We start from the raw sequence: 26603 nt of genomic DNA on the forward strand, positions 1-26603 counted from the left end.
AACCTCCACAGTTGGCTATGCCATTGAAATCAGATGGAACTACTGACGATGGAATGACACCTATTGACGAGGCCGAAATGTTATAAAAAGTCAGATAACTTCAGTATTTTGTGTATTAAGATTGCAACGCCAGCACATATGAGTAATTTGCATGATGAGCACTGAGAGCAAAATCGAAAATAGCCAGAGAGGTATTCTCGCTATTGGGCGCACTTGGCGCTCGACAGAGAAACTCCGTCAGCTATTTGTACCCTATCTCACGCATAGTTATACATTAGATTACCCAAATCCGCTAAGCCTTGATATCGAAACTCAAGCGCTCGATACCGTATTGATCGATATTGAAACCCCCTCCATTCTTAATGACTGCCTGGCGCTGATTAAGAAATTACGTACAACCCCGGCAGAACAGACCATTATCGTCGCAATCAATTATCGCTCTCCGCACGCTAAGATTGAATGCTACCTGGCCGGTGCCGATCATTGCATCAATGTGCCTAACGACCCGGATGAAAAGGCCAGGTTAATTTCGGCGCTGCTCGAAACCTCTGAATGGCAACCGACCGTCAAGTTGACCCTGGACCAAACATGCCTGCACTTATACAACAATGAATACAAACTGGATCTGGCCTATCAGGAAATGAAAGCCCTGGATGCACTTATCAATGCAAAAGGCAATATCCTGCACCATGATTGCATGGCCGAATCCATGGGCTTGAATATAAGGTTCTATGACTCACGCGTCTTGGAAAAATCCATAAGCCGGCTTCGAAATAAAATCAAAAAACATTTTGGCATTAATATTATTCACAGCGTTCGCGGTTATGGTTATCGACTGCTTCGAGGGGTCATTTCAGTGAACCCGGCAAACTTTCATTCTTAAAGGGGCTAAATGATGGAGTCCAGCAGGCAACCTATAGTGCAAGAAAACTTCGCATTGGTTTTCTTCAGGCAATCGATTCTCAAACGAAACGATGAACTGTTCGGCAGCGAAATCTATGCCAAGGCGACCAAACAGGAACCCCCTCTGAACAAGGGGTATCAGCAACTCTATCCCGATCATCCACTGGCGATCTATCGCGAAGTACTGAATCGGATCCAATTTAATGCCCTCTCACAGATCGAGGCCATACCGTCCTCGTTCACACAGGCGCCAAAAAAACTGTTCGTGACCATGAATCAATCCGCTTTGTTGGATAAAGCGCTTATCAAGGAAATGAACGACGCTCAGACGGTACTTAAAAAGCATGAACAACAGCTGATCCCCAGCATTAACAGCCGCTCGTTCCTTTCGTTCAACCTCAAAGAAAAAAGAACCATTATCAATCACATTCACCTCTTGAAAGACAATGGGATCGAGATCGCTTTCGATGGCTATGACTTAAGCGATGACAGCGCCGAAAAAATGATCAGCCCGACGCTGTTCGATTACATAAAAGTGGACCTGACCCAATCCAACTTCGACATCATGGTCGACAACAGCCAGGATTTTTTCAACCGGTCTTACGACTTCCTGAGCAGCATGATCCATGACAGCAAGATCAAATTCATAGCGGACCGAGTGGAGCACAAAGCGCTGCACACACTGGCTCGCAGCATGCCTTTCGACTTTTTTCAGGGGCGGTACTACTCCCCGACCGAGGTTATTTAAACTTAAATACTTCACCAAACTAGGAAGGAACCTTATTGTGAACACGCCAAACAATAGCTTTCTCATTTTTACCCGCGACCAACTGGCACGACAAGCCATTGAATCGCTTCTCGCACAACGCCTTTATTTATCTGTCGAGATCGAGTCTGGAAAACTCAGCAGCGAACGCATCAGAAAAAATCGATTCACGCACATTTTACTCGACCAGGCAGATATATCGCTGAGTGATGTCAGCTTTATTCGCAAGAATCAAAAGGATGCGGAAATCATCCTCATAACACCCAACTCGAAACATTCAGAACTCCATCACTTCTCGCACTTCGGGATTGATGGCTTTCTCAAGAAGCCGGTGGCCGACGAAGAGCTTATCTCGGCAGTCAGTCGGGTTAAAGAGTCGCAGGGCAACCCCGAAATCTGGTGGTTTAACGCTGACGATAGAACGCTGGTCAAGGACGATATAACCATCCCATTGACCGGTACCGAATCGTTAATGCTTACCCAACTGGTCATCAGCGATCGACGGGTACTCAGCAAGAATGATCTTATTCTACGCATCGATAAAGACCCGGAACATTATAGTGGTCTTGAGATGTGCCTGAGCCGGCTGCAGAAGAAGTTCAAGACTGCCGCCAATGGAGAACGCCTGGTTCGCTCGGTGAGAAACCGTGGTTATTGCCTGGCACAAAGGATAAGAGTCGCCTACTGAGCGAGATCGCAACAACAATAACAATAACAATAAATGCGACTTCCCGCCCTCCCCGATACCGCTTGACTGCCTGGCTTCCTTGCACCGCACTTCCCGCCTCCTGTCCTTCGTACATCCTTCTCGCCATAGTTCCTGCCCGGTGTCCTTCCCATGGGCTGGAACGCGCTCATCAGAGCGCTGCAATTATATAGACGATTGAGCGCTATATTCCTAACAAAAGAGCGCGACCTTTTATAACAAAGCCCCTGAAAGGATGAGCGTTATAATTCGTCAGACACCCACAAAGATTTAGGTACTAGTATAAAAACTGGACACTGAGACAACCGTATCAGCTGACTTGAAAACAAAGCCAGGATGGCCAGCCATAAGCCCACGTTATTCCCCTCCAATAATAAAAATAACTTCTGACTGAACCGCGTTCGCTCAGCCTTTGTGCGTGGCTGCCATTTATTAACCGTCGACTGATACACAACGTGGCGTATGCCCGAAGGACACCGCGATGGTACATAATCGTATTAATCGAAACAGCATAACCAAAGGACTGACTTTCTGGGGGCAATGGATAATTGCCATCACTTCGGCCAATGCGTTGCTATGTGCTCTGGCGCTGTACCAGACAGGAGAAATAGACGCCCATTATCGTGTGCTGGCGGTACTTACTTTCCTGGGTTCGGTCCCCTCCTACTCCCTGCTGCTGGTCTATCACAAGCAGCATGGCTACCTCACCGGTCTGGGACGCCTTCTGCTAGGGTGGCTGCTGACGCTGGCCGGACTGACCAGCATCGGCTTTCTCAGCAAGACCAGTGAATTGTTCTCCCGGGAAATCATCCTGATCTGGGCCGTGGCCGGTTATTGCGTGCAGGCCTTGCTGTACCTGCCTTTGCACAGTTTTTCCAGACACTACCACCGGCAATTGCACAGCCAGAACAACACCCTGATTATCGGCACTGACCAGTTGGCGGTGAATCTGGCCGACAAACTGGCCAAAACCGAGTATCCGCCGCTGGTTGGCCTGATCAGTTCAAGACCCAACGAGCTGTCTACCAACGTCAGTGCCCACAGGATTGTGGGCCAATTGCAGGAACTGCGGGAGCTGATCCGGATACACGATGTCCGGCGGTTGTACATCGCGCTGCCCTTGAGCGAAGCCAAACAGGTCGAAGCGCTGTACATCGACCTTCTCGACTCGAATGTGGACGTGGTCTGGGTTCCCGACCTGGGCAGCATGACGTTGCTCAATCACTCCGTCAGCGAACTGGATGGCCTGCCCGCCATCCACCTCAATGAAAGCCCGCTGACCAGCTACCCGACAGCGGCGCTGAGCAAGACCCTGCTCGACAGAGCCCTCGCCGCCCTGGCGCTGATCGGCTTCAGTCCGCTGCTTCTGGTGATCGCCGTCGCGGTGAAAATTTCCTCCCCCGGCCCGATCATCTTCAAACAGGAGCGCCACGGCTGGAATGGCAAAATCATCAAGGTCTGGAAGTTCCGCTCCATGCGCCTGCACGACGACCATCAGGTTCGCCAGGCCGGCCGCGAAGACCCGCGGATTACCTCGGTCGGCCGCTTCATACGACGTACGTCTATCGATGAACTGCCGCAGTTCTTCAATGTGCTGCAAGGCCATATGGCGCTGGTCGGGCCGCGGCCACATGCGATCGCCCATAACGACTACTACACGGGCAAGATTCAGGCTTACATGGCCCGCCATCGAATCAAACCGGGCATCACCGGGCTGGCCCAGATCAGTGGCTGCCGTGGCGAAACCGAAACCCTCGACAAGATGCAAAAGCGTGTGGAGATCGACCTCAACTACATCAACAACTGGTCGTTGTGGCTCGACATCAAGATCCTGATCAAGACCCCCTTCACGCTCTTTTCCAAGGACATCTATTAATCGCCGCGACTTTCGCGCCCATAGCCTGTCTATTCTTCAGCTCATTGCGAACAGGGCTGTAGCCCGGGCAGTCAGGTCTCTGACTGCCCGGAACACCCCGCCCCACACCCCCCTTTCATTCCAGGTTGAACCATGCGCCCGATCACCCGACGCCAGCTACTCGCCGCCACCGCCTGCGGGGCTGCCGGCCTGGCCAATGCCGCCGACCCGGATGCGGGGCCGAACATGATGGGGTTTGTGCAATCGGGGACAGGCACCGAATCGCGCACCGTCGGCGACAAGCTCAGGGAACGTCACAGCCTGCTCGACTTCATGAGCCAGGCACAGCGAGATGACGTGACCTCTGGAGCGGCGTTGCTCGACCACACAGCCGCAATCAATCGAGCCTTTGCCTCAGGGTATGAAATCGAGTTGCCGGACGGGGTGCTCAATGCCCAATACATCGAACTGGTCGACGGTACGCGTGCCATCGGCAAGGGGCATATCGCCGGTCGTATGGATACCAACAATTGGAGCGGCACGGTGATCAGAGCCTTGCCCTCCAGCGAACGCAAATTCATTCGCATGCCCGCGGGCAAAATCAGGGGGGTTTTGCTCGAGGGGTTTACGTTGGCCGGCGACCACTTGCATAACCCGTTGCAGGACGGCATCAGCCTGGAGGGAGTGGTGGCGGGCCGCGACGGCGGCTTGTGGGATTTCGAGCTGCGCCGCCTGTTCATCAAAGGGTTTGCCGGTGACGGCTTGCGGCTGGTGGGGGGCTATGAGGATTATCAGGCTCCCGTGCAGTTCGGCCATGTCGCTCATGTGCTCGTTGAGCGACCCGTGGCCACGGCACGTAGCCTGGTGTTGATGGGGCAGTGTGAACATATCGAATTCGACGAGTGCCGCTTCGATGGCGTGTACGGTCTGGGACCTGTGGGCACGGGCTCTTATATCGGCAGGTTCGATCCGTTCTACGACATCAGGCCCAACAACATCACGTTCACCAACCCCAGCTTTCAACGCGCCAACGTCGGCATCGAAATCGACCGCTGCGAAAACATCGTGATGATTGCACCCTGGTTTGAAACGGTTAAAACCGCGATCGAGCAAAAGAACTCATCGGCCGGGCTGGAGTTGATCGCGCCGCGTTTCGCCAATGTCGTCACCGGCCTGGATTGCGGCAAGAACTGCAGGGCGTCGATCCGTTCCCCCATCGTCGCAGGCCGCATGTCGAACCTGGTGGTTGGCAGTAACCATGCCGGCGTCAGGCTCGACTCACCGTCCAAGAGCGGCGTCGAGACCCAAGGTGTTCACGCCACTGTTTCGTTCAATGCCGGACGCCGGCTTGAGGTCAACGCCCATGCCTTGGTCAACGTCGAGTTTGGCCCGGGGTTGACGATAGAAACGATCAACGGCTACCACATGCCAGGCGAAACCTTGACCTTGTTGGTCAGTTCCAACCCGGTCAGATTCGCCACGGGAGGCAACCTCGCGCTCGGGAGCCAAGGACCTTATAAAGTATTGGACCCGGGCAGCACCATTACCTTCATTCGAACAGACGCTCCCGGTGTCGCGGCCTGGCAATGCATCGGGCTGGTATGACGTAGCAAACCCGCCCTGCTGACGCCCTAGCGCAGCCAGTACCTCGAGACCAGCAGCCCCATCAGCACGCCAATGCAATTTGCCAGCATGTCGTAGGGTGAGGCTGTGCGCAGCGGCATCAAACCTTGCGCGACCTCGATGAGCACGCCGGTGAACAAACACCCCAAGGCTATCCAAAGAAACTTCGCATTGGGAAAAGCCAGGCGGCAGCTGCACGCAAATACCAGAAAACCGATCCAGTGATGGAGCTTGTCCTCTTCGGCGAACAGCTCCGGGATCGGCTGAGGGCGCAATCCCGCGAACAGCAGAATCACGGTTACCGCGGCAAAGACCAGGCCCCGGAGCCAGAATGGCAACTCGACCAAGTCTTTGAGCCACGTGATCATTCGGTAATTTTCTCGAAGTTGTTGTAGAACAGGTCGCTGTCACGCCCGTCGGTCATGGTCTGCAGCGAGTAGGCGCGGCCCAGGCGTGCACCACCGTCGCGGGTCAACGGCGCCCAGACGACACTGGCCCGGCGCATGGTGGAGGTGCTCATCAACTCGTCGAACGGGATGGAAATATAGATCCCTTTGTCGAAGCTGCCCTCGCCATACTCTTCCTTCGAAGCGCTGGTCAGGGTGACCCAGGCACCAAACTTCACACCATTCTTGAACTCCCGCGACAAGTCGACGGTGGTACCCCAGTCCCGTGCCAGATAACGCCCGACACTGACCGCTGCAAGCATGTCATTGGGCAGCTCAGTATAGCTGGTGATATGGCCCGTTACGGTCTGGTAATCACGCAGGCCGAAGCCCTGATCAAAATCCCGCTGGCGCACGAAGTTCAGGTCTGCCCCCACCGACCAGCGTTTCCCCGTGGGTCGATACAGCACTTCGCTGCCGACCCCGGCAAACATGGACTCCAGATAGCCGCCATAGACCATGCCATACAGATCCCGATCCAGCTGCACCGCATGGTTGAGCTGGAACGTCGGCATCGTCACGTTGGAGGTGGTCAGGTATTCACGCAAATCGGTGCGCACTCGCGGCAGCCCGCTCGGCGCGTCGTAGGTGAACTTGTCGTAGTTGTTCAGCAAGTTGGCACTGAGCAAGCCGCTCCACCAGGTATTGCGGGTGAAACGGTACTCCGCGTCGGCATCGGCGGTGAACTGATAGAGCAGTCCGTCGGGGCCGCCGACGTTCTGTTTGTAGCCCAGGCCGAAGCCGTAGCTGAACGGCTCCAGCGCCTGGGTGTAGAGCGTGGTTTCGCGGTGCGCAATTGCCGGATTGACCTCGGTCGTACGGTGCAGATCCTTCAGCGGCTGGTCGTTGTTCACGACCGCGCGGAAGGTTTCCCGCGGCACGCTGGTTTCCTCGATGGACATGTCATAACGCTGGTTCACCAGGGTGAACCAGTCGATGTCCTGATTGACGCTGTTATCGAGAATCCGGCTGGCTCGCCCGACGGCCTTGGCCGGATAAAAATAGCGGGACTGCTCGCCATACACCATCAGTTCCGAACCACGTTGGGTGATGCGCTTCACTTTGTAGCCGGCATTTTGCTGCAACCGGTTGGAGACATCGGCCCAGTTGACCTGGTCGGTCGGGGTCGACGGTGCCTGCGCCGGCAATGGCTCGGCGGGAGGGTCGTAGGTTTTGACCGGCGCCTTGCGGCTGACAAAGTTGGTGTGCACGGTGATGCCGAACATCGCGGTGTTACCGCGCTCCCAACCTGCACTCAGATCGACGCTGTCGGCCAACTTGTAGACCACGCCGATGTTGATCGGCAGGTCTTGCTTGATCGAGTTGTCCAGTGGCTCATTTTTGTAATCGTTGCCCTCATACTCGATCTTCAGGCTCAGCGGTTCCCACGGTGTTTGATAGGCAATCCCGCCAAACAACGAAGGGTGGCCCCTGAAGTAAGCGTTGGCGTTCACGTCCCCCGCCCTGGCGACAGCCGCGGTGCTCTCTGGCCGGTCGTTGAACTTGCTGCCCAAGACCGCCAGCGGGTTACTGAAGTCCCCCCGATTACCCAGATAGCCCCAGGCAACGCCGAGGCTGAAATCCAGGTCGCCATAACGCTTGTTCGCGACGAAATATTCGCTGGAAAACAGCCCGGTACCACCGATGTCCCGGGCGCCGATGGCAACCTGTGGCGCCCAGCGACTTTCTTCCCAAAGCCGCGCCTTGAAGTCGATGGCTTTGTCTTTGAAGCTCTGGTCGCCGCTCAATTCCTCGGTGCCGTATTTGCGGTTGGTAATTGCGGTGTAACGAAACGAGCCCTCCAGCCAATCGAACGGCTGCAAGGAAAAACTGTAGCGTGAATAAGGGTCGGTGCGACTGGCAGTGGCGCTCAACTCTCCCGCGGGAGCCATGCGCGCGGTGGGGGTCTGTAACAGACCGACGCCACCAAAATCACTCTGGGTGTAACGCGGTTCACCGTGAACCAACCCGCAGGGCAGGAGCAATACAGCAGCAAAACATAACTTCAAGGGGCCACCTCAGCCAAGGGTTGAGTGGCAAGAAACTCGGCCAGTTGTTGATTGAGCTCAGGAGTCGGCACTTCAAGGTCGTCGTTTCGAATCGGTACCAGGATCCTGCTGCCAGGAGCAACCACGACGCCCTCCTCACGATTCCATGCCGCCACGCCCACCCGCCGTACCTGGCCGTCGGGCTGGATCAGCCACAGATAATCGCGCTCGGCGTCGTCGAGGATGGTGCAGTCGCGCGCGTAGGCACGGATTTCCTGCAGAGCGCGGTAAGGCACATGACAGGGCTGCGCGACCGCCCCGAGGATTTCTACCGTGGACGGTCGCACGGGATAAATCAGACGGTCGCCATCATCCAGCAGAGCATTGCGGGCGAACCCCACCTCCACAGCGATCGGGTCGAGCACCGCGACCTGGCGTCCGGTGACCGGCAGCCGCTCGATCTGCTCATACAGGCGCGCACTCAAGTCCGCTCGCGTGTCCTTGCCATCGAGCAAGGCACCCCGTTGCAGTAGCTTCAGATCGAACAGAACACCCGCCTTCAAACGCGCCTGCTTATCCACTAATGAGCGGTGCAGCCACGCCGCGCCCAGCCAGTAACTTTCGGCGTTGGGTTGGGCGTCGCGAATGACCTCCAGCAAGCGCGCACCGGGTTTGACGTCGATGGGGCCGGGGCTGCGCACATCGCCGCTGACCGTCACGGCCGCCTGGCCCACGCCCGGGCCGATCAAAAGCAAGCCAAGCAGCAAAAGGTTTAGACACTTCACCGGGCAGCTCCCCGATCAGGGCGCAACTGCACGATTTTAAGGAATAGCTGCGGCGTCAGATGCTGTTCGCTGCGCAGGATGAAACCGTCCTGGGGGTCGACCCAGTAACGGTTGGTGGCGTGAAAGTTCAGGGTGGGGGCATCCACCTGCTCGTCGATGCGCAGCAAGGCGTAATCCTTGTCCAGAATGCTGATGGTTTCGATGCCGTGGGTGCTGAAACGGCTGTTGACCGCGATACCGATTCGGTTGCCGTCGTAGATGTCGATCCAGCGCGTGCCGACATAGCCGTCGGGCACATGTTGAAGGCCGCGTTTGAAGGGTGACTCATCATTGAAGCGAGTGCCGTCCAGGGAAACGCCCAGCCCGACGGTGCGCACCACCAGACCGTCGCGCATCATCAGCACTTGCTTGCCGGAAGCGACCCAGAACTCCAGGTCGCCCCGCCGACGGGCCATGGCCATCACCCCCTCGCTGGAGGTGGTGGTGACCAGGATCTGCGGATATGGCACGGCATCGACCTGAGCGCGAGTCAGATTGAGGGAGGCAGGCCCCGCGATGGATGCTTCAAGGGTATCCCAGGAGGCCCTCATCAACGGGTTACACCCGCACAGCAAAAGCGCCATCGTCAGACAGGCGCTGGTAGGCAAAATTTTCACGACGGGATAGAGCCTTATCTGCTGTTGGCTTCGCTGAGATCGTTAAGTGAGCTGGCACCGGTCCCCAGGACAGTGGCGGTAGGCAGAAGCTGGCTGATCAGACGGTTCCAGCGCGTCACGCCGGCCGGGCCGACATAGACGATGTCTTGCGGCTGCAAATCGAAACGAGTGGCCAGCACCAGGGCCGAAGGGGATTCGGCGTCAAGCTGAAACACCTTGGCCGGTTCGTTTTCCAGGTTGTCCGCGCCGCGAATCACGTACACCGCGTTGCCATTGGAGGTGGTCTGGTTCAAGCCCCCCACAGTGCCCAGGGCATCGGTAAGGTTCATCGACTTGCTCTTGAAGCTCAGTGCGCGAGGCAGGTTGACCTCACCCATGACGTAGATCCGCTTGAGGTCGTTATAAGACAGATAGAGCTGGTCGCCCCCCTTGAGATAGACCTTGTGCAGCTGCGAGTCCTGGCGATTGAGGGTGTCCAGATCAAGCCTGTACTCGCGCCCGTCGCGGGTCAGCGTCAGGCCTGACAAGTCCGCATTCAGCGGGTCCACCCCCGCCACACCAATGGCCTCCACCAAGCTGAGTGGGTTGGTGGTGATCGATTGTTGGCCGGCTCTTGCCACCGCGCCGGAAATCACCACCGTCTGACTGGCGAAGCGCAATACGCTGACATCAACCTGCGGGCTTTCGACAAATTGCGATAACCGCTCGGCGATAAAGGCTCGCAACTCTTCGATGGTTTTACCGGCGGCCGGAATATTACCGATATAGGGATAAAACAGCGTGCCGTCCGGACGAACCAGGCGACCGTTGGCATCGATTTGCTGTTGCGGCCCGGAAGGTGCCGTCAACTCGGGGTGATCCCAAACCGTGATAAACAACAGGTCATTGGCGCCCACGCGATAACCGCCCGGAACATAGGACAACAACGCCGAGGGAACCGACTCGCGCACTTGAGTGGCGGCGTCCATGGCAATCAATTTCGGGGTGATCGGAATAAGCTCCACCCGGCTACTTTCCGGAGAGCCGTCACTCACCATTTGACTGGTGTCCATGTGTTGACCAGGCGAAAACATACAGCCGTGCAAGCTGATACTTGCCAGCATAACAACAGATAATCTACGGATCATAATGGCACTACGCTAGTCGAGGGCAAATCTAAAACAAGATCACCCAGAAAGTTCTGAGTGATCTTGAACAACACACTTCGCGGGGTACTAGTTGGTGCCTGTAGTTCCGGTAGTACCGGTAGTTCCGGTGGACCCCGTCGTTCCGCCATTGGAACTGCCACCAGAGTTGGAAGCAGCCACTGCGCCGCCAATGATAGCCGCGCCCACCACCACGGTTTCGGCGACCGTTACGCCCCCGACCAGCGGGGTATTCAAGGACAGTGGCTCGCTTAGTGCTTCGCTTGCCGCTTCACTCGGTGGTTCATCCGCCGCCAACGCTGCGGTGCTCATGACAGCCAGCAAGCCGGCCGTAAGTAGTTTCTTCATATCAGACTCCTTCTCGACATCAACTCTCTATAAGATTTGATACTAAGGGACCAGGAATGGAACAGCAGAACGAATGACCTAGACCGATTGAACGAGCCAGTTCATGCGCATTGCCTCCTTTGGAGCATGTCATTTATAGGTGTTACACGCTATACACCGAGCCTCGTCGCATCATGGGCGAAAGCGCTTGCACTGGACAGGGCCAATTGGCGAACAAGAGTGATTTTCCAAGATGTTTACCGCATTTTCAGTGCAGACTTCCGGGCGTGAATCACTCGCCTCCCGCACCTATTGTTATTATTAGTCAGGATTCTCCCGGGTTTTTATCCCACGACGTTCTACTGCGAGAAGAAATTCATGACTAAATAACATTCATAAATAGTTAATGTTAACTATAGACCATTATTAATCAGTCATTCCCCGCTCAACATCGCACGCAAGCGTGGATTGCGCAGGTCTTTTTCCGAGAGTTGAGGTGACTCCAGAGGCCAGGCAATGTCCAGGTCCGGATCATTCCAGAGCAGACCACCCTCGTCTTCAGGGAAATACAGGTCGGTGCATTTGTATTGAAAATCGGCGGTATCACTGAGCACGCAAAAACCGTGAGCGTAACCCGGTGGAATCCACAGCTGAAGATGGTTGTCGGCGGTCAACTTGACGCCCACATGTTCACCGCAAGTAGCGGATTCAGGATTGATGTCCACGGCCACGTCGTACACCGCCCCTTGGGTCACTTGCACTAATTTGCCTTGAGGCCGGGTTCGCTGGAAGTGCAGACCACGCAGCACGCCATACTGCGAGCGCGAGTGATTGTCCTGGACGAAAGGCAATTCGATGCCGGCGTCGCGATAACGCTGCTGGTGATAGCTCTCGAGAAAAAAACCGCGGGCATCACCGAACACTTTTGGCTCGATAATCAGTACGCCAGGCAAGCGGGTGTTGATGACATTCATTTCGCGGGCTCCATAGTCAGCACCTGTGCCAGGTATTGTCCGTAACCGGTTTTGCGTAACGCAGTGGCTTGCTGATCCAGTTGCGCAGCCGACAACCAACCCTGGTGGTAGGCCACCTCTTCCAGACAGGCCACTTTCAACCCCTGTCGCGCTTCGATGGTCTGGACGAAATGCCCGGCCTCCATCAACGAATCATGGGTCCCGGTATCCAGCCAGGCAAAACCACGCCCCAATACGCTGACGTGCAGATCCCCGCGCTGCAGATACGCGTTGTTCACATCAGTAATTTCAAGCTCGCCACGGATCGAAGGTTTGACTTGCCTTGCAATGCTCACCACGTCTTTGTCATAGAAATACAGGCCGGTGACGGCATAGTCGGACTTCGGATGTTTAGGTTTCTCTTCGATCGAGATCGCCTTGCCGTGGCCATCGAATTCGACAACGCCAAAACGCTCCGGATCGCCGACTCGATAACCGAAGACGGTGGCACCGCTTTGGCGTTGTGACGCTTCGCGCAACAAGGCACTGAAGCCATATCCGTAGAAAATGTTGTCACCCAGAATCAGCGCCACATTGCTGTCGCCGATAAAATCCTCACCAATCAGAAAGGCTTGGGCCAGACCATCGGGTGAAGGTTGTTCGGCATAACTGAGTTCAATGCCGAAAGAAGCACCGTCACCCAACAAATTCTGGAAGTTGGGCAAGTCTTGCGGCGTGGAAATAATCAATATCTCGCGAATGCCCGCCAGCATTAATACCGACAGCGGATAATAGATCATCGGCTTGTCGTAGACCGGCAGCAGTTGTTTGGATACACCACGGGTAATGGGATGCAAACGGGTGCCGGAGCCTCCGGCCAGAATGATGCCTTTCATATTGAGATTCCCTTCGAATTAATAGAGGCAGCGAATTAATAGAGGCAGGGTTTGAATGTTTCAGCCGGCGTGGCCAAGACGCTCCGACCGGTACTGGCCGTTGAGTATCCGTTCCCACCACCCTTGATGATCCAGATACCACTGAACCGTTTTGCGTATGCCGCTCTCAAAGGTTTCCTGTGGTCGCCAACCCAGTTCACGCTCGATCTTGCCCGCATCAATGGCGTAACGAAGATCATGCCCCGGCCGATCCTTGACGAAGGTAATCAGCTCACGATAACGCTCGACACCCGCAGGCTTGTTGGGTGCCAACTCTTCGAGCAGATCGCACAGGGTTTGCACGACCTCGAGATTGGTTTTCTCGTTATGGCCGCCGATGTTGTAGGTTTCACCGACCTTGCCCCGACACACAACCTCACATAACGCGCGCGCATGATCTTCTACAAACAACCAGTCACGAATCTGCAAGCCGTCGCCATAGACCGGCAGAGACCGGCCGTGGATGGCATTCAGAATCACATGGGGAATCAACTTCTCAGGGAAGTGATAAGGGCCGTAGTTGTTCGAGCAATTGGTCACCAGTACCGGCAGACCATACGTACGTTGCCAGGCTCGAACCAGGTGGTCCGAACTGGCCTTGGACGCCGAATAGGGTGAGCTGGGCGCATAAGGTGTGGTTTCACTGAACAGGCTATCGGTCCCTTCCAGATCGCCATAAACCTCATCCGTAGAGATATGGTGAAAGCGAAACGCCCATTTCACTTCCGCAGACAGCCCGTTCCAATAGCGCCGGGCCGCCTCCAGCAAGGTATAGGTGCCGACAATATTGGTGTGGATAAAGTCCGCAGGACCGTCGATAGAACGATCGACATGCGACTCCGCGGCCAGGTGCATCACCGCATCCGGTTGAAACTCCTCGAATACTCGATCCAGCGCCTGAGCCTCACAGATATCGACGTTAAAGAAGTAATAACGCGGTGACTTGGCGACGCCGGTCAAAGACTCCAGATTGCCGGCGTACGTTAACTTGTCGAGGTTCGCAACTTCGTATCGAGTATTTTCAATCAGGTGCCTGACGACGGCAGAACCAATAAAACCAGCTCCGCCCGTCAGCAGAATACGCATTGTCATCGTCATCTCCCTACCGGCTGATGGGGATACCACTTAGCCAATAATTCTTCGTACTGAAGCAGGATTTGATTCCACGTAAACCGCTGATGAAAGCGTGTACGGCTGGCCATTTCCATCTGCTGTTGCGTTGAATCGTCCGCCAATAGTTGAGCAAACAAGGCAGCACAAGAGGCTTCATCCTTGAAGTACGCGGCGCCACTTTCCGTTACCCAGCGATTGAATGGGTTGTCATGGGCAATGACTGCACAACCCGCGCCGAGCGCCTCGACCAACGATGGATTGGTTCCTCCGACACGATGCCCGTGCAGGTAAAACCGGCAGTAAAAGCGCAGCGCCTGCACGACGGAAGTCTCATAGATCGCCCCGGGAAAGATGACCTCTGCACTGGCCGCGTCCATGACCTGTTTATGGTATGGATTATTATTCGGTTGAAAGTTACCCAGCACGACAAGCGTGTGATTGCGCAGGGTGGAACTGAACGCGCGAACCATCTCCAGGAACGAGTTTTCGGGTTCGGGTCGGGCAATGATCACCGAAAACTGACCCGGCTCCAGGGCATACGTTGCCAGCAACGTCGGATCAGCGCCGGTGACTTCATCCCCGCCATAAGGAATCATCGTGATCCTGGCTGCGGACACCCGTGTCGCGAGATGCTCTTTTATCTTCGGGTGATCGGCGACCAGGTGATTGCCCATCCAGCAACCGGCCCGCTCATTGAGCCAGAACCAGGTCTTGGCAATCGTTCCCCACTTGTCTCGCCGCCACTCAATGCCATCCATATTAATGATGTTGGTCTGGCCTTTAAGCCTTTGCAGCAAACTGAACACGGCGGTGTTGTAACCCAGGGTCAGAAACAACCCCTGTTGTGATGCCGCATGACGCGTGGCTTTCCAGTCAAAAACAACTGTCCCCAGCGCGCCCGCCTGGGTCACAGGGATATGAATCCTGTTGACTTCGTTCCAGGTGCTATACGTGGTTTCTCCACGGCCTTCTTCCTGGCAGTAGACATACACCTGCCAGCCGTGCGCCGTTAAATAAAGCGATAGCTTTTCCGCGAAGGTTTCAAAACCACCGTGTTGAGCCGGGACACCTCTTATGCCAAGAATATAAAGTTTTTTAGGTGTCATGTTGCATCTCGTTGAATAAGGTTGAGAACTTGCTTTCGAACACTTTCAGGCTGAAGTCCCGAGTACGGGATAACGCATTGTCAGACAGCATTTTGTATTTCTTCGGATCCAACGAGATCCTGCACAATGTGCTGTAAAGCTCTTCTATGTTGTACGAAGAAATTAAATAGCCTTCGACATCACTGCGTATCAGCTCGGTGGGGCCACCGACGGGAGGAACGATCACCGGCAAGCCATGGGACATCCCTTCGAGAATGGTCAAACCGAATGTTTCTATCCAGCCATCAGGTCGGGAAAGATTCAGCAGCAAGTCGGATCGCGAATAAAAGTCCGACAAGTCCGTTTGGCGAGGATAAATCGCCACATTTCCCGGAATGTCGATACCGGAAAAGAAACTATCAATTTCATTCAGACTGGCATTGAGCACCAGGGTGAAATTCAGGTGTTGGTCATCCTTGCTGCGCCGGGCCAGCTCCAAAAACTCCATAACGCCCTTGTAGGCCTTCAAGGAGCAGATCATCAAGGAAGTGAAACCCGCCTCTTCCTTGACTCGATACTGCCGCTCGACCTCAGTATCCAGCGCATTATGAATAATCAACTGGGGGAGTTTGGTGAAACCCTCCACCTGCATAAGATAATGTGAGACGAAAACAACCTTTGTACTGGTCTTTTCAATGACCAGCCTGAGAAACCGCTTCAAAATATTGGGTTTTATCGATGTTTCATGCACATGATAATACACCGGTATCTTCAGCAGTTTTCCCGCCAACGCAGCACCAAACGGCATCATGGTATTTATATAAAACACCACATTCTGCCGTCTGTACTTCAGGCACTGAATAAATAACAACCCTTGGGATATCAGGTAGTAGCCCAGGGTCAGCAACTTATTCTCCGATCTTTTATAAAAAAGCCTGCTCTGCACATCGGCCACGCCGGCCAAGAAGCCGTCGCCATGAGCGCTGGTGATCACCTCAGTGGCTATATTGTTATTAGCTGCCGCCTTGACCACTTGAGACAAGACTTTTGGGCTCCCACTTCTGTCGTTGAACAGATGTATGAAAACCAGCTTCTTCGAGTTCATGCTTAAGTTCTTTTAATGAGTGAACGACTAAGTGTGGTGAACCGCTCGGTGAGCGCCAGGCACACCCAGAAAATGGCGATTGAATGCGCGGGAATGGTTTGGCTTGAGAAGGTCATGGCCAGAAAAAAAGCGACCAGAGCGGCCCCCACTCTGACTTGATAACGGTCAATACGTTGGTCAATCGCCATTTTTCGGACCGCCGTCAAACTGCGCTTGATGACCAGAATAATGAATGTGAAAAAGACGATGAAGCCGACGGCGCCCGTGTCATTGAGGATTGCCAAGGGCAAATTGGATATCCACGCACTGCGATGATTCTCTGAGCCGACCAGTTCCGGCGCAAAAGAATAGATTTCGCTGAAGCTGTAGATGCCATTTCCGAACAGAGGGTTTTCCAGGATGGAGTTTGCCGCCAATCCCCACATGATGAAACGCGTCTTGACCGAGTGGGTCCTGCCGATCAGCTCATAATTGCCAAAGGAAGAGGCAATGAAATAGGACAAAAGCGATATCACCGCCACCAACACGGCCGCCCCTAACAGGTACTTCACCAGGTCTCTGTTCGTGTATTTCCTCGGGTAACTCAGGCCGTGATAAAGCCAGACGGAGATAATGTAGGAAACCCACGGCGCCCTTGAGAACGAAAAAAGCAGGGCGGTGTGCAAGCCGATCACAAGCACCCACCACCATAATTTTCGGTAATAACCCAATGCCATCACCGTCAGGGTGATCAGCGAGACAAACACCCCAAACAGATTGGCCTCATAAATCCCGCCACGGATACGCGTCCCCCCACTCCCCTCCTGTAACCAGTGAACGGCCAAATCAGGAAGCGGAAACTTCAACAGTGAGAGCACGTAGATCACAGACAAAACCGGGCCTGAAAACCATGCCAGCAACAGATAGGACCTGGACTTGAAAATCGTAAAGGGATTGGCCTTTAACCAAATCACTACATAATAAAACGAAGCAGCCAGGAGCAAGCCTGCATACATTTTCAGGGACCAGGCCTCCACCGGCCCGGACGCTGACGCGTAAAAAGCCAGCACAATCCAGACCGTCAGAATCATTCCTGTCTTGGGCAGACGCAGGGGAATATTCGAGCTGACCAACAGCAGTACGGCGATAAAGAAAATAGGGGCGGCCAGCAACCTTTCCAGCGTCAGGTTATTGCCGCCCAACGACCATTCAATATTGTTGAACACCACCGTGATGCCGATGATGACTGCCAGCACATAACGCGGATTGATACTTGAGGATCTCAAGCTAGCGGCACGCTGGTTCATCATGAAACTTCAATTGGCTTTTTTACTATTTTGCTGACAAACGCCCCATCGAGGTAATTCCAGGTCGCCTGCCTCAAGGTCTCCAGCTGTTGATGACTGTGCGTAAAATCAATGGGCTTTACGACGACCGAGTTGACGTCACTCAAGCTGCTCACCAGACGATCGGTCAAACCGACTTTATCTAGAAGCCCCTTGATTCTGTTCAATCCGCTTTCCGGCAATGCCGTCACAAACGGAATGCCGAAGTTCAAGGCAAAGGCAGTGCCATGGAACGAATTAGTGATGACAAAGGAGGCATTGGCGAACAGCGAAATATAATCAACCGGACTGGCATCCATGATGTGTCGATCGCTTTTGTAGCCCAGGAACGGGTCTTGATCGATCGCCACCACTCGCAGCCCTAAAACGGTCCTTATTCTGTTGATGGTCTCCCGGACCAGCGTATCTTTCTTCAGGGTATAAACGAGAATGTATTTATCATCGTTACCTGACGCCTGACCGGACAGCTGCAGGCTCTGCATCCACTCCTGCTTGTTAAGCATCAAGGTAGGATCCAGGGTGTGATCAATTTTTTGGTTGCCCAGCATGCTGCGCAGTTTTCGCGCCGTGTCCTCTTCCCGGACGGAAATGCTGTCAAAGGTCGACAATGCCTTTCTGACCTTGAGCTCTTCCTCGTCGGAATAGCGGTAAGAGCCCGCACTTGAGGAAAACGAAATCTTCTTTTTCGCTCGGGAAAACGCCAGCATATAGTTCAGATCCAGCTCACCCGTAATCATCGGGTTCCATATCTGGTCGCTGCCGCACACCACACAATCAAAATCACTGGACAGGGTTTGAAGCGCTTGCAAATCCTGGCACGCGGGGGTCAGGTTGTAGTGAACCCGCATAAATTCCCTGAACTTTGCGATCAACCTCCGACGAGGAATGATTCGAAAAAAGTCCTTACCGGCTCTGAAAATACTGCGCGGGTTGCTGTCGACCCGAATCAGTTTTAACGTGTTCTCCAGCTCTTTGCTTTTGTAATCGATGATGTTGACGTCGCCATATTTCGATAGCACGTTCTGGCTGGCAAGCGCCTGTAGTGTTCCGCCATAACTGTTGGCGTGATGGATGGTAATCAATGCAATTTTCAAGGTGCTGAGTCCTTTGCGACCAAGGGTGAGACTTACTGACCGGACAGCTTGGTATACACTTCACTGATCGGGCGCCGCGGCGATGCACAGACCGTGTTCTGCTCGTTCGGATAACCTATCGCCAACATCATCATCACGGTGTGCTGCGGACTTATCTTGATCACTTTGCGAAACTTGATGTCTGCCCTTCCCGATTGACTCCAGTTCAAGCAGCACGAGGCAATACCTATTGAATGCAACGCCAGAATCAACGACATGGAAAACATTCCACCGTCGATCCAGTGCTGGTAGCGTTCTCGAGGGGAAACGAAAGCCCGCAGGTCGGTGGTTATAATCAGCAAATCTTTTATCTTGTGGCCAAACCCCCGGTTGCCATCTTGAAAAGCAAGGGCTTGTTGCGCCAACTCGCCCTCCAGGTGATAGACATGCCACGATTGCCTGTTACAGGCTGAAGGTGACTTCATGGCCATCTCCAGGGCTCTGCCTAACTCTTCGGCACTTATTTTCGCGTCGGAGAACTCCCGAAGCGAGTACCTGGACATGAAGAAGTCCTCTGGAACGGTCAGTCGCCCCTTATCGAACGCTGTCTTGTCGTGGTGAATGGCGCCGCTGTTGTCATAGAACGGAATTGAGCGATTGCTCAGACTCTCGACTTTAATCAGGCGCTTTATAAGTGCGGTGGTTTTTTCGGGTTGGTGGGTAATTTCCGCTTCAGCGAACTTCTTTAATACCGTGATCGCCACCAGGTCATGATAACCCGTGCCATTGAGCGTAAATGACTGTTCCAGTGCCTGGATAAGTGCATTGGCGCCCGCCCATCCAGACCCCGGCTTGCGGTTGGTAAAACTCAGGCTCTTTTCAAGGGTGTGGTACACCTTGACCATGTAATAGTTTCGGGCTTCTACCGAGTTGAGTGAAGATCGCCATCCGGCGTACCTGATATACCGACCCAAGTCATATAAAAAGCCAAACCCGGCCAGTATTGTTCGGGCATAGATTTTTGCGCTAGCAATCATGAGAATTCATCTCCCGATTGTCGATGGTCATAAATAATTTAGGCATGAGGAGCAGCACCTGCTATCGGAACTTTGTTCTTGAAAACCAACCGTTGGGCGCCATAAAAATATAACGACAACAGCAGTAGATTGCTGACCACGGTCGCGACCGCAGCGCCCCGCAGGTCAAAGCGAGGAATTAAGGCGAGGTTGAGCAATACATTGATGATCGCCACCATCGCCATGTATTTAACTTTCATTTTCATGTGTTCCTGGGTCACCAGTGTGGCGCCAGCGCTGAACGCCAGAAAAATGATCGGTGCCGACAGGGAAAGAATTTTCAAGATCGACGAAGCGTCTCGATAAGCCTCACCAAACAGCAGCGGTACTGCCCAGTCCGCGCAGACCAGAATCACTAACATGGCCAGCGTTCCAAGCAGCAGCATCAACCAGTTACCCTTTCGGTATATCTGATAAAACATATCCCGATCATGGTTTGCCCAGCGGTGCATCTTGGGCAGCAGGAACCGCTGATAAATCACGCTTGGCAACAAATACACGGCGGTCATGATGGTGAAGGCGACGCTGTAGATACCGGCGGCGCTATTACTTGAGAGATGTTTGAGCAAGATAATGTTGCTTTGAAAATAAATAAGGTGTGAGAACGCCGCAACGCCAAATGGCCAACTGGAGCCGGCAACACTTAACATGCCTGGCCTCACTGAGAGGCCCGTGAATTCAGCGGTCAGTTCGTGGCCCTTCAGGGTTAACTTCCCATTTGTCATATGCAATAACTGAGGGATGGCCAACAAAAAAAACACCACTGCAATGACCGAAAAAAAGGCGGCGTAATATTCCGCGGCTATCGGCGTGGCACTCATGACCGCCGTGACGAAGACCATCGAGCAACGAAGAAAATGCGGCAAGAACTGCCAAAGGGCCAAGTGCACATATTTTTCTTCAAGCTGAAGTTTGCTACTCACCAGTTCTATCGACAGCTGCCCCAGTATGTACAGGGAAAGAATCAACAGCAGGTTCTGCGTTAACCGGTCATGGCTGGAATAAAGCGCCCACGCCACAATGGAGCAGATGAGAAACAGCGTACTTAAGGCGATGAACTGGAACGAAGGTTTCAACCATCGTTTCGCTGCCCAGCCCTCCTGGCCAAACGCCTTGAGCCAATACTGCGATATCCCGAAGCCTGCCAAGGGAGCGAGTAGCGTGATGGTGGTGAGTGCTGACGAAAAAGCACCGAAATCATTGCTGCCCAACTTTCTTGCCAGGAACACCTGAGTGAGAAAGGCAAACCCGGCTCCCGCCAGAGAACCGATCCAGAGGAGCGATATAGCCTTGAACGCTGTGGTTTTATTCATTGACCTGTGTCTTTCGCAATCACGCTACCGCCCCAGGATTTTTCGTCATCTTCCTCAGGACGTGGTGTTTCCATGAAGTATCGGTTTGATCATGCCTATTGGCTTATGATCCGGCGCAGCCATAACGATAAGGACTCAAGAACAACAGCAGCCGTCAAACATCTGAACGGATGACGCGATGCTGTTCACTACTCATCAATTTTTATCGGAGGCATAGGCATAGTGGTAATAACCATAATCACTGTAGCCATATTTATTGGAGGCCTTTTTCTCCACGCCATTAAAAATCGCACCTTTAATGACAACGCCATTCTGGGAGAACCGGCGGACCGTCAACTCGATTTCCTTCGCCGGGTTCAGACCATAGCGCGTCACAATCAGGTTGGTCCCGGACAAGCGCCCGACGATCGCTGCATCTGTCACCGCCAGCAGTGGCGGCGTATCGAGAATCACCAGATCGTAGAGTTCGCTCGCCTGCTCCAATAGCGCGCTGAAATTGGCGTGCATCAGTAACTCGGAAGGATTGGGCGGGATCTGGCCTCGACTGACAAAATCGAAGTTGTCGATTTGGGTCTTATGGATGGCGGTGGCCACTTCGCAGCGCCGGGCCAGGATATCGGAGAGCCCATTGTCTGAAGAAACACCTAACACTTTGTGCAAATAGCCCTTGCGCATGTCGACATCGATCAACAATACCCGCAGCCCGGTTTGTGCTATCACCACCGCGAGGTTGGCCGACACAAACGTTTTACCCACCTGAGGGCTAGGCCCGGAAATCATCAAGCGGTTATTGTTGGCCTCATGCATGGCGAAGTGCAGACTGGTACGCAAACTGCGCAACGCCTCGACAGCCAGATCGGTGGGATGACTGATGGCCAGCAATGAAGAACCACCGGAACGCCCTGGTCCGCGGGAGACTTTGTCTTCTTCGGTTTTCTGCAGAATGCTGTAGGGAATTGACGCGTAGACCGGCAACCCAAGTTGCTCGATGGCTTCCGGGCTTTCCAGGCCGCGGTTCAGCGCCTTGCGTACCAGCACAAGGGCCACCGCCAGGAAGCCGCCAAGAATCGTGGCGACCAATACAATCAAGGCTTTTTTCGGTTTGACCGGTTTGAGGAAGTTGACGTCCGCGGTGTCGATCAGACGCACGTTACCGACCGTCCCCGCTCGCATCACATCCAGCTCCTGGGACTTGTTCAGCAGTTGGGTATAAATGGCCGTGCCGACCTCTACATCCCGGGTAAGGCTCAACAGTTCTTGCTGGGTGGAGGGAAGGCTCTCCACCTTGCTCGCCAAACTTTTCTGTTTGCTGCTCAACTCACCGATCTGGGTCAACAATGCGCGATAGGCGGGATGTTGACGGGTGAACTTGCGGTCCATCTCGGCTTGTTGCAACTTCAACTCGGAGATGCTGGTATCCAGCCCGACAATCTGATCGAGAATGGCTTTGGTTTCGAGCGTGATGTCGACGGACTTGCTGCGTGTCTGGTATTCATTCAAGGCATTCCCGGCTTTTTCCAGGTCCTTTTTGACCACCGGAAGTTGCTCTTTGAGAAACGCCAGGCTCTGCGCTGCCTCAGCTGAAGTGCGCTCTACGTTTTGCCGCACATAAATAGCGGCAATTTCATTGAGTATTTTAATGGCCTGGTCCGGGTCTGTACTTTCCAGCGCCAGACCGATCATGCCCGACTCTTTTCCGCGCTCGGCTACATCCAAAGCCTCTTGATAGTCGAGGATGCTGGTCAGGCGGGAATTACGGATGATTCTGAAACGGGCTCCAGGATTGGCATGCATTTCCTCAATCTGAAACGTAACGCCATTTTGCTCGAAAAGTTGGCCCGCCTGGCTGGCCGCCAATAGATTGTCATCTTCATCCACCAAAGTGAAATGACCCTCTTCACCCGTGGTCAAGGTTAATTTCTTGCCCAGTTGCGAGTCGGGGAGATCCAGTTTAAATATCTTCAGCGACTCCCCTCCCCAGGCGAAACTGTTCAACCCCAACAAGGGCTCAGCTATTTCACCGGGATTATTATTCTGGAATCGACGCGCCAGGAACTCACCGACCACCGGGAAGTACATCGGCTGTATGACGATATCCAGCTTCAAGTTGTCGACAGTTTTGCCAATCACGGAACGGGACTGGATCAACTCGATTTCGGTGGCCGAAGGAGACTCCTTGCCCAGCATGCTGCCGATATCCGAGAAGCCCAGCAAATCGTTCTTTTTCGCTTCGACCTGTAACAGTGCATTGGCCTGAAATACCGGGGTCGCCAAGACCGCGTACGCAGCCCCTGCCACCATGAAGGCACCGGTAATTGCCGCAATCAGCCATTTATGGTCGATAAGTGTCCCAAACAGGCCGAGAAGATCAATCTCGTCATTGTCGTCGTCCCGCACGTTGACTACCGGTGCTTGCTGCATAAGTCGGATTCTTTGCCTGTATTACGATTCAAAAAGGAGTGGCCATCAGCGCGCCAGGCGCTGTGCCCATGCGAGTACGGCTTCTTCGATCAACGCATAAGCGTGCACAAAAGCAGGTTTGCCTTGACGGTAGGGGTCGCTGATTTCACGATCGTCTTGCCATTTGCCCAGCAGCAACACCTTGCCTCGTGCTTCGGGGGCCATGCTGAGTACGCCACTGACATGCCTGTGCTCCATCACCAGAATCAAGTCCGCTTCGCTGACGGCTTGAGGAGTGAGTTGAACGGCCTCGTGCTCATGGGGCAGATGACCATGTTCCTTGAGTACAGCGTGTGCCGTCGGCTCGATGGGCTTGCCTGTCAAGGCAGCGAGGCCAGCCGAGCTGACCTCGATATCGGAATCGACGAGTGCCCCGCGCAACAGATGCTCCGCGGTGGGACTGCGGCAAATATTGCCGACGCAGACAATCAAAACCCTTTTAAGCAAGATAACATTCCCCGTCTTGTCAACATTGGCGGTGACATAGCACTTGCCGAACATAAGAGCTTTAAACTACGAATGAATCCGGGTATTGATAACCCCAGTAACTGCAGCTGAAACTTTAAAACCATCAGTGCGTATTTATTACCATGATGCTTGAACAGCCCCCAACTTTTTATTCAGACAAAAAATAACATCTCACTTTTTAGCGCTGAAAATAACAGTTCAAGAATTTATCCAGACAATTTCTAACAGTTGTCGTTTTCCCACAACCGTTCAATCTAAATTACACCGAAATAGCGAATGGCTAATGTATAGCCGTTCCGCTAGTACATTGCCAGGGTGTCGGACAATCGGTTAGTCGTTGGGTAAGGGACGCCTTGGGCAATAACTTTGTTTATAGCGAGTTGCATCAGGAGCATGCCATGGAACAACCAGGCTTGCTGGCTGGCCAACCGACCGACCGATCTTCCCTCTGCCCGCGCCTGGCGCGAAACATGGCGTACAGGCCTTTCGCTGCCGACTGAGCGTTACGAACATTTTTTCGAGTGATCGGGCCATTTAGAGCCCCCACTCTCCAGCGTTGCCGACTCCGACAACCTGGGTTGTACCTTTCCTACTGCCATTAGCCATTCCATCTGTCTACTTTCAAGGACGCTTCCATGATTCGTAAATGCCTATTCCCCGCTGCCGGCTATGGGACCCGCTTTTTGCCCGCCACCAAGGCGATGCCGAAGGAGATGCTGCCAATCGTCAATAAGCCGCTGATCCAGTACGCCGTCGAGGAAGCGCGCGACGCCGGCCTGCAACATATGGCCATCGTCACCGGTCGAGGCAAGCGAGCGCTGGAGGATCATTTCGATGTCAGCTTCGAGTTGGAACACCAGATTCGCGGCACCGATAAGGAACGATTCCTGGAAGGCACTCGGGAGCTGATCGATACCTGCACTTTTTCCTATACCCGCCAGGTGGAGATGAAGGGCCTGGGGCACGCCATTCTCAGCGGTCGCTCGTTGATCGGTGATGAGCCATTCGCCGTGGTGCTGGCCGACGACCTGTGCCTGAACCTGGAAGGCGATGGAGTACTGGCGCAAATGATCAAGCTCTACGAGCAGTTCCGCTGTTCGATCGTGGCGATCCAGGAAGTGCCCCGTGAACAGACTCAGAAGTACGGCGTGATTGCCGGCGAGCTGATTCGCGAGGGTATTTACCGGGTCAACAGCATGGTTGAGAAGCCCCGCCCGGAAGACGCCCCGTCCAACCTGGCCATCATTGGTCGATACATTCTGACCCCCGACATCTTCGACCTGATCGCCGACACCGAACCTGGCAAGGGCGGTGAAATCCAGATCACCGACGCATTGATGAAGCAGGCCCAAAACGGGTGCGTGCTGGCTTACCAGTTCAAGGGCCGACGTTTCGATTGCGGCGGCGCCGAAGGTTACATCGAAGCCACCAACTTCTGTTTCGAGCACCTGCATCAGAACACCTTGTAACGGCGCTGAACCCTGACAAGGCGTTGAATCGATTTTATGGTCTTTATTACCCTATGGACGAAGCCTCTATGAATACGTTGAGCGGTTTCAAGGCAGATGACAGTCGCCCCCCGTATGGCGCTGACCTTAAGCACAACCTCGCGTACCGCATCGTACGCGCCTATGCGTCGGAGCTGATTTCCCCCCGCGTGCAGAAACCACCGGTGCTGCTGGTGGAGCGCATCGGTGCCTTCCCCTCTTCCGGGGAGATCCGCCGTCAAGTCAAGGATGGTCCGGCGTTGCTGGCAAGCATCAGGCAGCGTTACGCCGCCGACGCCCTCGACATCGACGAGAGCGATGGCCTGAACCTGGTCTTTGCCGACTGGCGTCTCAGCTTGCGTCTTTTGGACGATGGTTGCGTGACTTGTCTGACCGTGGAAAGTCGCGGCGACAGCTCGCTCATGCAATGCAAAACCGCCGAATTGCTGGAGCAAATCGATGCTGGGAGGGAATTTGAATGAACGCGATTGCAGAACACGCCGCCAAAGCCTGGTATCTGGTCCAGTGCAAACCCAAACAGGATCAGCGCGCCGAAGAACATTTGCAGCGCCAAGGCTATGCCTGTTTTCGCTCGACCTACAGGCGTGAGCGCATTTTGCGCGGGCAGCGTCGCGTGATCAGCGAGTCGTTGTTTCCGGGCTATCTGTTTATTCAACTGAGCCTTCAGGACAGTTGGGGCCCGCTGCGCTCGACCCGCGGCGTTTCGCAAGTCGTCGGGTTCGGCGGTCAGCCACTGCCGATCCGCGATGCACTGATCGACGAACTTCAGGAACGGGACAGCCAGGCGATCGTGACAACGCTGTTGAAACAGGGAGATACCGTGCGCATCACTGAAGGCCCATTTTCCGATCTGGAAGCGGTGTTCCTGGCCATGGACGGTGATGAACGGGTGCTGTTGATGATGAATTTCCTGCAGCGCGAACAGCACATCAGCCTGCCACTGGCAGGGGTTAACAAGATTTAGATCCGCTCAGAGTCTTGAGTCAAAG

At 54.2% G+C, this 26603-nt stretch carries 25 protein-coding genes; 8 read left to right on the forward strand and 17 right to left on the reverse strand.

Annotated features, from left to right (window positions below; all coding sequences use genetic code 11):
* The first annotated feature begins 151 nt into the window (after positions 1-151).
* From ACA044_RS19785 to ACA044_RS19805, 5 genes are all read left to right on the forward strand, one after another.
* Entirely contained in the window at positions 152-883 is a 732-nt protein-coding gene (locus ACA044_RS19785; RefSeq protein WP_497442907.1) for a winged helix-turn-helix domain-containing protein, read from the forward strand.
* Positions 884-895: 12 nt separating this feature from the next.
* Positions 896-1651, forward strand: a complete 756-nt coding sequence (locus ACA044_RS19790; protein ID WP_497447271.1) for an EAL domain-containing protein — start codon at positions 896-898, stop codon at positions 1649-1651.
* Between the two features lie 37 nt (positions 1652-1688).
* Positions 1689-2357, forward strand: a complete 669-nt coding sequence (locus tag ACA044_RS19795) for a response regulator (RefSeq protein ID WP_497442908.1) — start codon at positions 1689-1691, stop codon at positions 2355-2357.
* Positions 2358-2856: 499 nt separating this feature from the next.
* Positions 2857-4251 carry an undecaprenyl-phosphate glucose phosphotransferase gene (locus ACA044_RS19800; protein WP_497442909.1) on the forward strand — a complete coding sequence of 465 codons (1395 nt, stop codon included), beginning with the start codon at positions 2857-2859 and terminating at the stop codon, positions 4249-4251.
* Positions 4252-4383: 132 nt separating this feature from the next.
* Positions 4384-5835, forward strand: a complete 1452-nt coding sequence (locus ACA044_RS19805; protein WP_497442910.1) for a hypothetical protein — start codon at positions 4384-4386, stop codon at positions 5833-5835.
* Positions 5836-5861: 26 nt separating this feature from the next.
* Here ACA044_RS19805 and ACA044_RS19810 read toward each other — a convergent pair whose 3' ends face one another.
* The 17 genes from ACA044_RS19810 to ACA044_RS19890 form a co-directional block, all read right to left on the reverse strand.
* Positions 5862-6221 carry a VanZ family protein gene (locus ACA044_RS19810; RefSeq protein ID WP_497442911.1) on the reverse strand — a complete coding sequence of 120 codons (360 nt, stop codon included), beginning with the start codon at positions 6219-6221 and terminating at the stop codon, positions 5862-5864.
* Positions 6218-8308 (reverse strand): YjbH domain-containing protein, encoded by a 2091-nt coding sequence (locus ACA044_RS19815; RefSeq protein WP_497442912.1) that lies wholly within the window; start codon positions 8306-8308, stop codon positions 6218-6220. Before ACA044_RS19815 ends, ACA044_RS19810 begins: the two co-directional genes overlap by 4 nt.
* Entirely contained in the window at positions 8305-9072 is a 768-nt protein-coding gene (locus tag ACA044_RS19820) for a capsule biosynthesis GfcC family protein (RefSeq protein ID WP_497442913.1), read from the reverse strand. Before ACA044_RS19820 ends, ACA044_RS19815 begins: the two co-directional genes overlap by 4 nt.
* Positions 9069-9728 carry a YjbF family lipoprotein gene (locus ACA044_RS19825; protein WP_497442914.1) on the reverse strand — a complete coding sequence of 220 codons (660 nt, stop codon included), beginning with the start codon at positions 9726-9728 and terminating at the stop codon, positions 9069-9071. The genes ACA044_RS19820 and ACA044_RS19825 overlap by 4 nt, the downstream gene beginning before the upstream one ends.
* Positions 9729-9742: 14 nt before the next feature.
* Positions 9743-10855 carry a polysaccharide biosynthesis/export family protein gene (locus ACA044_RS19830; RefSeq protein WP_497442915.1) on the reverse strand — a complete coding sequence of 371 codons (1113 nt, stop codon included), beginning with the start codon at positions 10853-10855 and terminating at the stop codon, positions 9743-9745.
* A gap of 87 nt (positions 10856-10942) precedes the next feature.
* Entirely contained in the window at positions 10943-11221 is a 279-nt protein-coding gene (locus ACA044_RS19835) for a hypothetical protein (protein ID WP_497442916.1), read from the reverse strand.
* Positions 11222-11634: 413 nt separating this feature from the next.
* Positions 11635-12174, reverse strand: coding sequence for a dTDP-4-dehydrorhamnose 3,5-epimerase (gene rfbC / locus ACA044_RS19840; RefSeq protein ID WP_497442917.1), 540 nt, complete (start codon positions 12172-12174; stop codon positions 11635-11637).
* Positions 12171-13049, reverse strand: coding sequence for a glucose-1-phosphate thymidylyltransferase RfbA (gene rfbA / locus ACA044_RS19845; RefSeq protein ID WP_497442918.1), 879 nt, complete (start codon positions 13047-13049; stop codon positions 12171-12173). Before rfbA ends, rfbC begins: the two co-directional genes overlap by 4 nt.
* A 60-nt stretch (positions 13050-13109) precedes the next feature.
* Positions 13110-14180, reverse strand: coding sequence for a dTDP-glucose 4,6-dehydratase (gene rfbB / locus ACA044_RS19850; RefSeq protein WP_497442919.1), 1071 nt, complete (start codon positions 14178-14180; stop codon positions 13110-13112).
* 2 nt (positions 14181-14182) lie between these two features.
* Positions 14183-15307, reverse strand: a complete 1125-nt coding sequence (locus tag ACA044_RS19855) for a DUF1972 domain-containing protein (RefSeq protein ID WP_497442920.1) — start codon at positions 15305-15307, stop codon at positions 14183-14185.
* Positions 15297-16391, reverse strand: coding sequence for a glycosyltransferase family 4 protein (locus tag ACA044_RS19860; RefSeq protein WP_497442921.1), 1095 nt, complete (start codon positions 16389-16391; stop codon positions 15297-15299). Before ACA044_RS19860 ends, ACA044_RS19855 begins: the two co-directional genes overlap by 11 nt.
* Positions 16392-16393: 2 nt before the next feature.
* Positions 16394-17680 carry an O-antigen ligase family protein gene (locus ACA044_RS19865; RefSeq protein WP_497442922.1) on the reverse strand — a complete coding sequence of 429 codons (1287 nt, stop codon included), beginning with the start codon at positions 17678-17680 and terminating at the stop codon, positions 16394-16396.
* Complete coding sequence (locus tag ACA044_RS19870) at positions 17677-18810, reverse strand: polysaccharide pyruvyl transferase family protein (protein ID WP_497442923.1); 1134 nt, start codon at positions 18808-18810, stop codon at positions 17677-17679. The genes ACA044_RS19865 and ACA044_RS19870 overlap by 4 nt, the downstream gene beginning before the upstream one ends.
* A gap of 32 nt (positions 18811-18842) precedes the next feature.
* Entirely contained in the window at positions 18843-19826 is a 984-nt protein-coding gene (locus ACA044_RS19875; protein WP_497442924.1) for a nitroreductase family protein, read from the reverse strand.
* Between the two features lie 38 nt (positions 19827-19864).
* Positions 19865-21178: an oligosaccharide flippase family protein gene (locus ACA044_RS19880; protein WP_497442925.1), complete on the reverse strand. Its 1314-nt coding sequence runs from the start codon at positions 21176-21178 to the stop codon at positions 19865-19867.
* Between the two features lie 195 nt (positions 21179-21373).
* Positions 21374-23599, reverse strand: a complete 2226-nt coding sequence (locus ACA044_RS19885) for a polysaccharide biosynthesis tyrosine autokinase (protein WP_497442926.1) — start codon at positions 23597-23599, stop codon at positions 21374-21376.
* 45 nt (positions 23600-23644) lie between these two features.
* Positions 23645-24139 (reverse strand): low molecular weight protein-tyrosine-phosphatase, encoded by a 495-nt coding sequence (locus ACA044_RS19890; RefSeq protein ID WP_497442927.1) that lies wholly within the window; start codon positions 24137-24139, stop codon positions 23645-23647.
* A gap of 602 nt (positions 24140-24741) precedes the next feature.
* Between ACA044_RS19890 and galU the strand changes: the two genes are divergently transcribed.
* The 3 genes from galU to rfaH all read left to right on the forward strand — a co-directional run bounded on the left by galU (position 24742) and on the right by rfaH (position 26578).
* A complete protein-coding gene (gene galU, locus ACA044_RS19895; RefSeq protein ID WP_429581186.1) occupies positions 24742-25575 on the forward strand; it encodes a UTP--glucose-1-phosphate uridylyltransferase GalU in 834 nt (277 codons plus the stop codon).
* 68 nt (positions 25576-25643) lie between these two features.
* The gene (locus tag ACA044_RS19900) at positions 25644-26075 is read left to right on the forward strand and encodes a phosphomannomutase (RefSeq protein WP_497442928.1); all 432 of its coding nucleotides are present in this window, start codon (positions 25644-25646) and stop codon (positions 26073-26075) included.
* On the forward strand, positions 26072-26578 hold the full coding sequence (gene rfaH / locus ACA044_RS19905; RefSeq protein WP_497442929.1) for a transcription/translation regulatory transformer protein RfaH: 507 nt from the start codon (positions 26072-26074) through the stop codon (positions 26576-26578). Before ACA044_RS19900 ends, rfaH begins: the two co-directional genes overlap by 4 nt.
* The last annotated feature ends 25 nt before the right edge of the window (positions 26579-26603 follow it).

The sequence above is a fragment of the Pseudomonas sp. LBUM1673 genome (assembly GCF_059695645.1).

What these genes read in the sequence shown, in the direction of transcription:
- ACA044_RS19810 (WP_497442911.1), bottom strand. Translation starts at nt 6,221, where the DNA reads ATGATCACGTGGCTCAAAGACTTGGTCGAGTTGCCATTCTGGCTCCGG.
- ACA044_RS19790 (WP_497447271.1), top strand. Translation starts at nt 896, where the DNA reads ATGGAGTCCAGCAGGCAACCTATAGTGCAAGAAAACTTCGCATTGGTT.
- ACA044_RS19860 (WP_497442921.1), bottom strand. Translation starts at nt 16,391, where the DNA reads ATGAACTCGAAGAAGCTGGTTTTCATACATCTGTTCAACGACAGAAGT.
- ACA044_RS19835 (WP_497442916.1), bottom strand. Translation starts at nt 11,221, where the DNA reads ATGAAGAAACTACTTACGGCCGGCTTGCTGGCTGTCATGAGCACCGCA.
- ACA044_RS19830 (WP_497442915.1), bottom strand. Translation starts at nt 10,855, where the DNA reads ATGATCCGTAGATTATCTGTTGTTATGCTGGCAAGTATCAGCTTGCAC.
- rfaH (WP_497442929.1), top strand. Translation starts at nt 26,072, where the DNA reads ATGAACGCGATTGCAGAACACGCCGCCAAAGCCTGGTATCTGGTCCAG.
- ACA044_RS19785 (WP_497442907.1), top strand. Translation starts at nt 152, where the DNA reads ATGATGAGCACTGAGAGCAAAATCGAAAATAGCCAGAGAGGTATTCTC.
- ACA044_RS19875 (WP_497442924.1), bottom strand. Translation starts at nt 19,826, where the DNA reads ATGATTGCTAGCGCAAAAATCTATGCCCGAACAATACTGGCCGGGTTT.
- ACA044_RS19880 (WP_497442925.1), bottom strand. Translation starts at nt 21,178, where the DNA reads ATGAATAAAACCACAGCGTTCAAGGCTATATCGCTCCTCTGGATCGGT.
- galU (WP_429581186.1), top strand. Translation starts at nt 24,742, where the DNA reads ATGATTCGTAAATGCCTATTCCCCGCTGCCGGCTATGGGACCCGCTTT.
- ACA044_RS19890 (WP_497442927.1), bottom strand. Translation starts at nt 24,139, where the DNA reads ATGTTCGGCAAGTGCTATGTCACCGCCAATGTTGACAAGACGGGGAAT.
- ACA044_RS19885 (WP_497442926.1), bottom strand. Translation starts at nt 23,599, where the DNA reads ATGCAGCAAGCACCGGTAGTCAACGTGCGGGACGACGACAATGACGAG.
- rfbA (WP_497442918.1), bottom strand. Translation starts at nt 13,049, where the DNA reads ATGAAAGGCATCATTCTGGCCGGAGGCTCCGGCACCCGTTTGCATCCC.
- ACA044_RS19865 (WP_497442922.1), bottom strand. Translation starts at nt 17,680, where the DNA reads ATGATGAACCAGCGTGCCGCTAGCTTGAGATCCTCAAGTATCAATCCG.
- ACA044_RS19900 (WP_497442928.1), top strand. Translation starts at nt 25,644, where the DNA reads ATGAATACGTTGAGCGGTTTCAAGGCAGATGACAGTCGCCCCCCGTAT.
- rfbC (WP_497442917.1), bottom strand. Translation starts at nt 12,174, where the DNA reads ATGAATGTCATCAACACCCGCTTGCCTGGCGTACTGATTATCGAGCCA.
- ACA044_RS19855 (WP_497442920.1), bottom strand. Translation starts at nt 15,307, where the DNA reads ATGACACCTAAAAAACTTTATATTCTTGGCATAAGAGGTGTCCCGGCT.
- ACA044_RS19800 (WP_497442909.1), top strand. Translation starts at nt 2,857, where the DNA reads ATGGTACATAATCGTATTAATCGAAACAGCATAACCAAAGGACTGACT.
- rfbB (WP_497442919.1), bottom strand. Translation starts at nt 14,180, where the DNA reads ATGACAATGCGTATTCTGCTGACGGGCGGAGCTGGTTTTATTGGTTCT.
- ACA044_RS19805 (WP_497442910.1), top strand. Translation starts at nt 4,384, where the DNA reads ATGCGCCCGATCACCCGACGCCAGCTACTCGCCGCCACCGCCTGCGGG.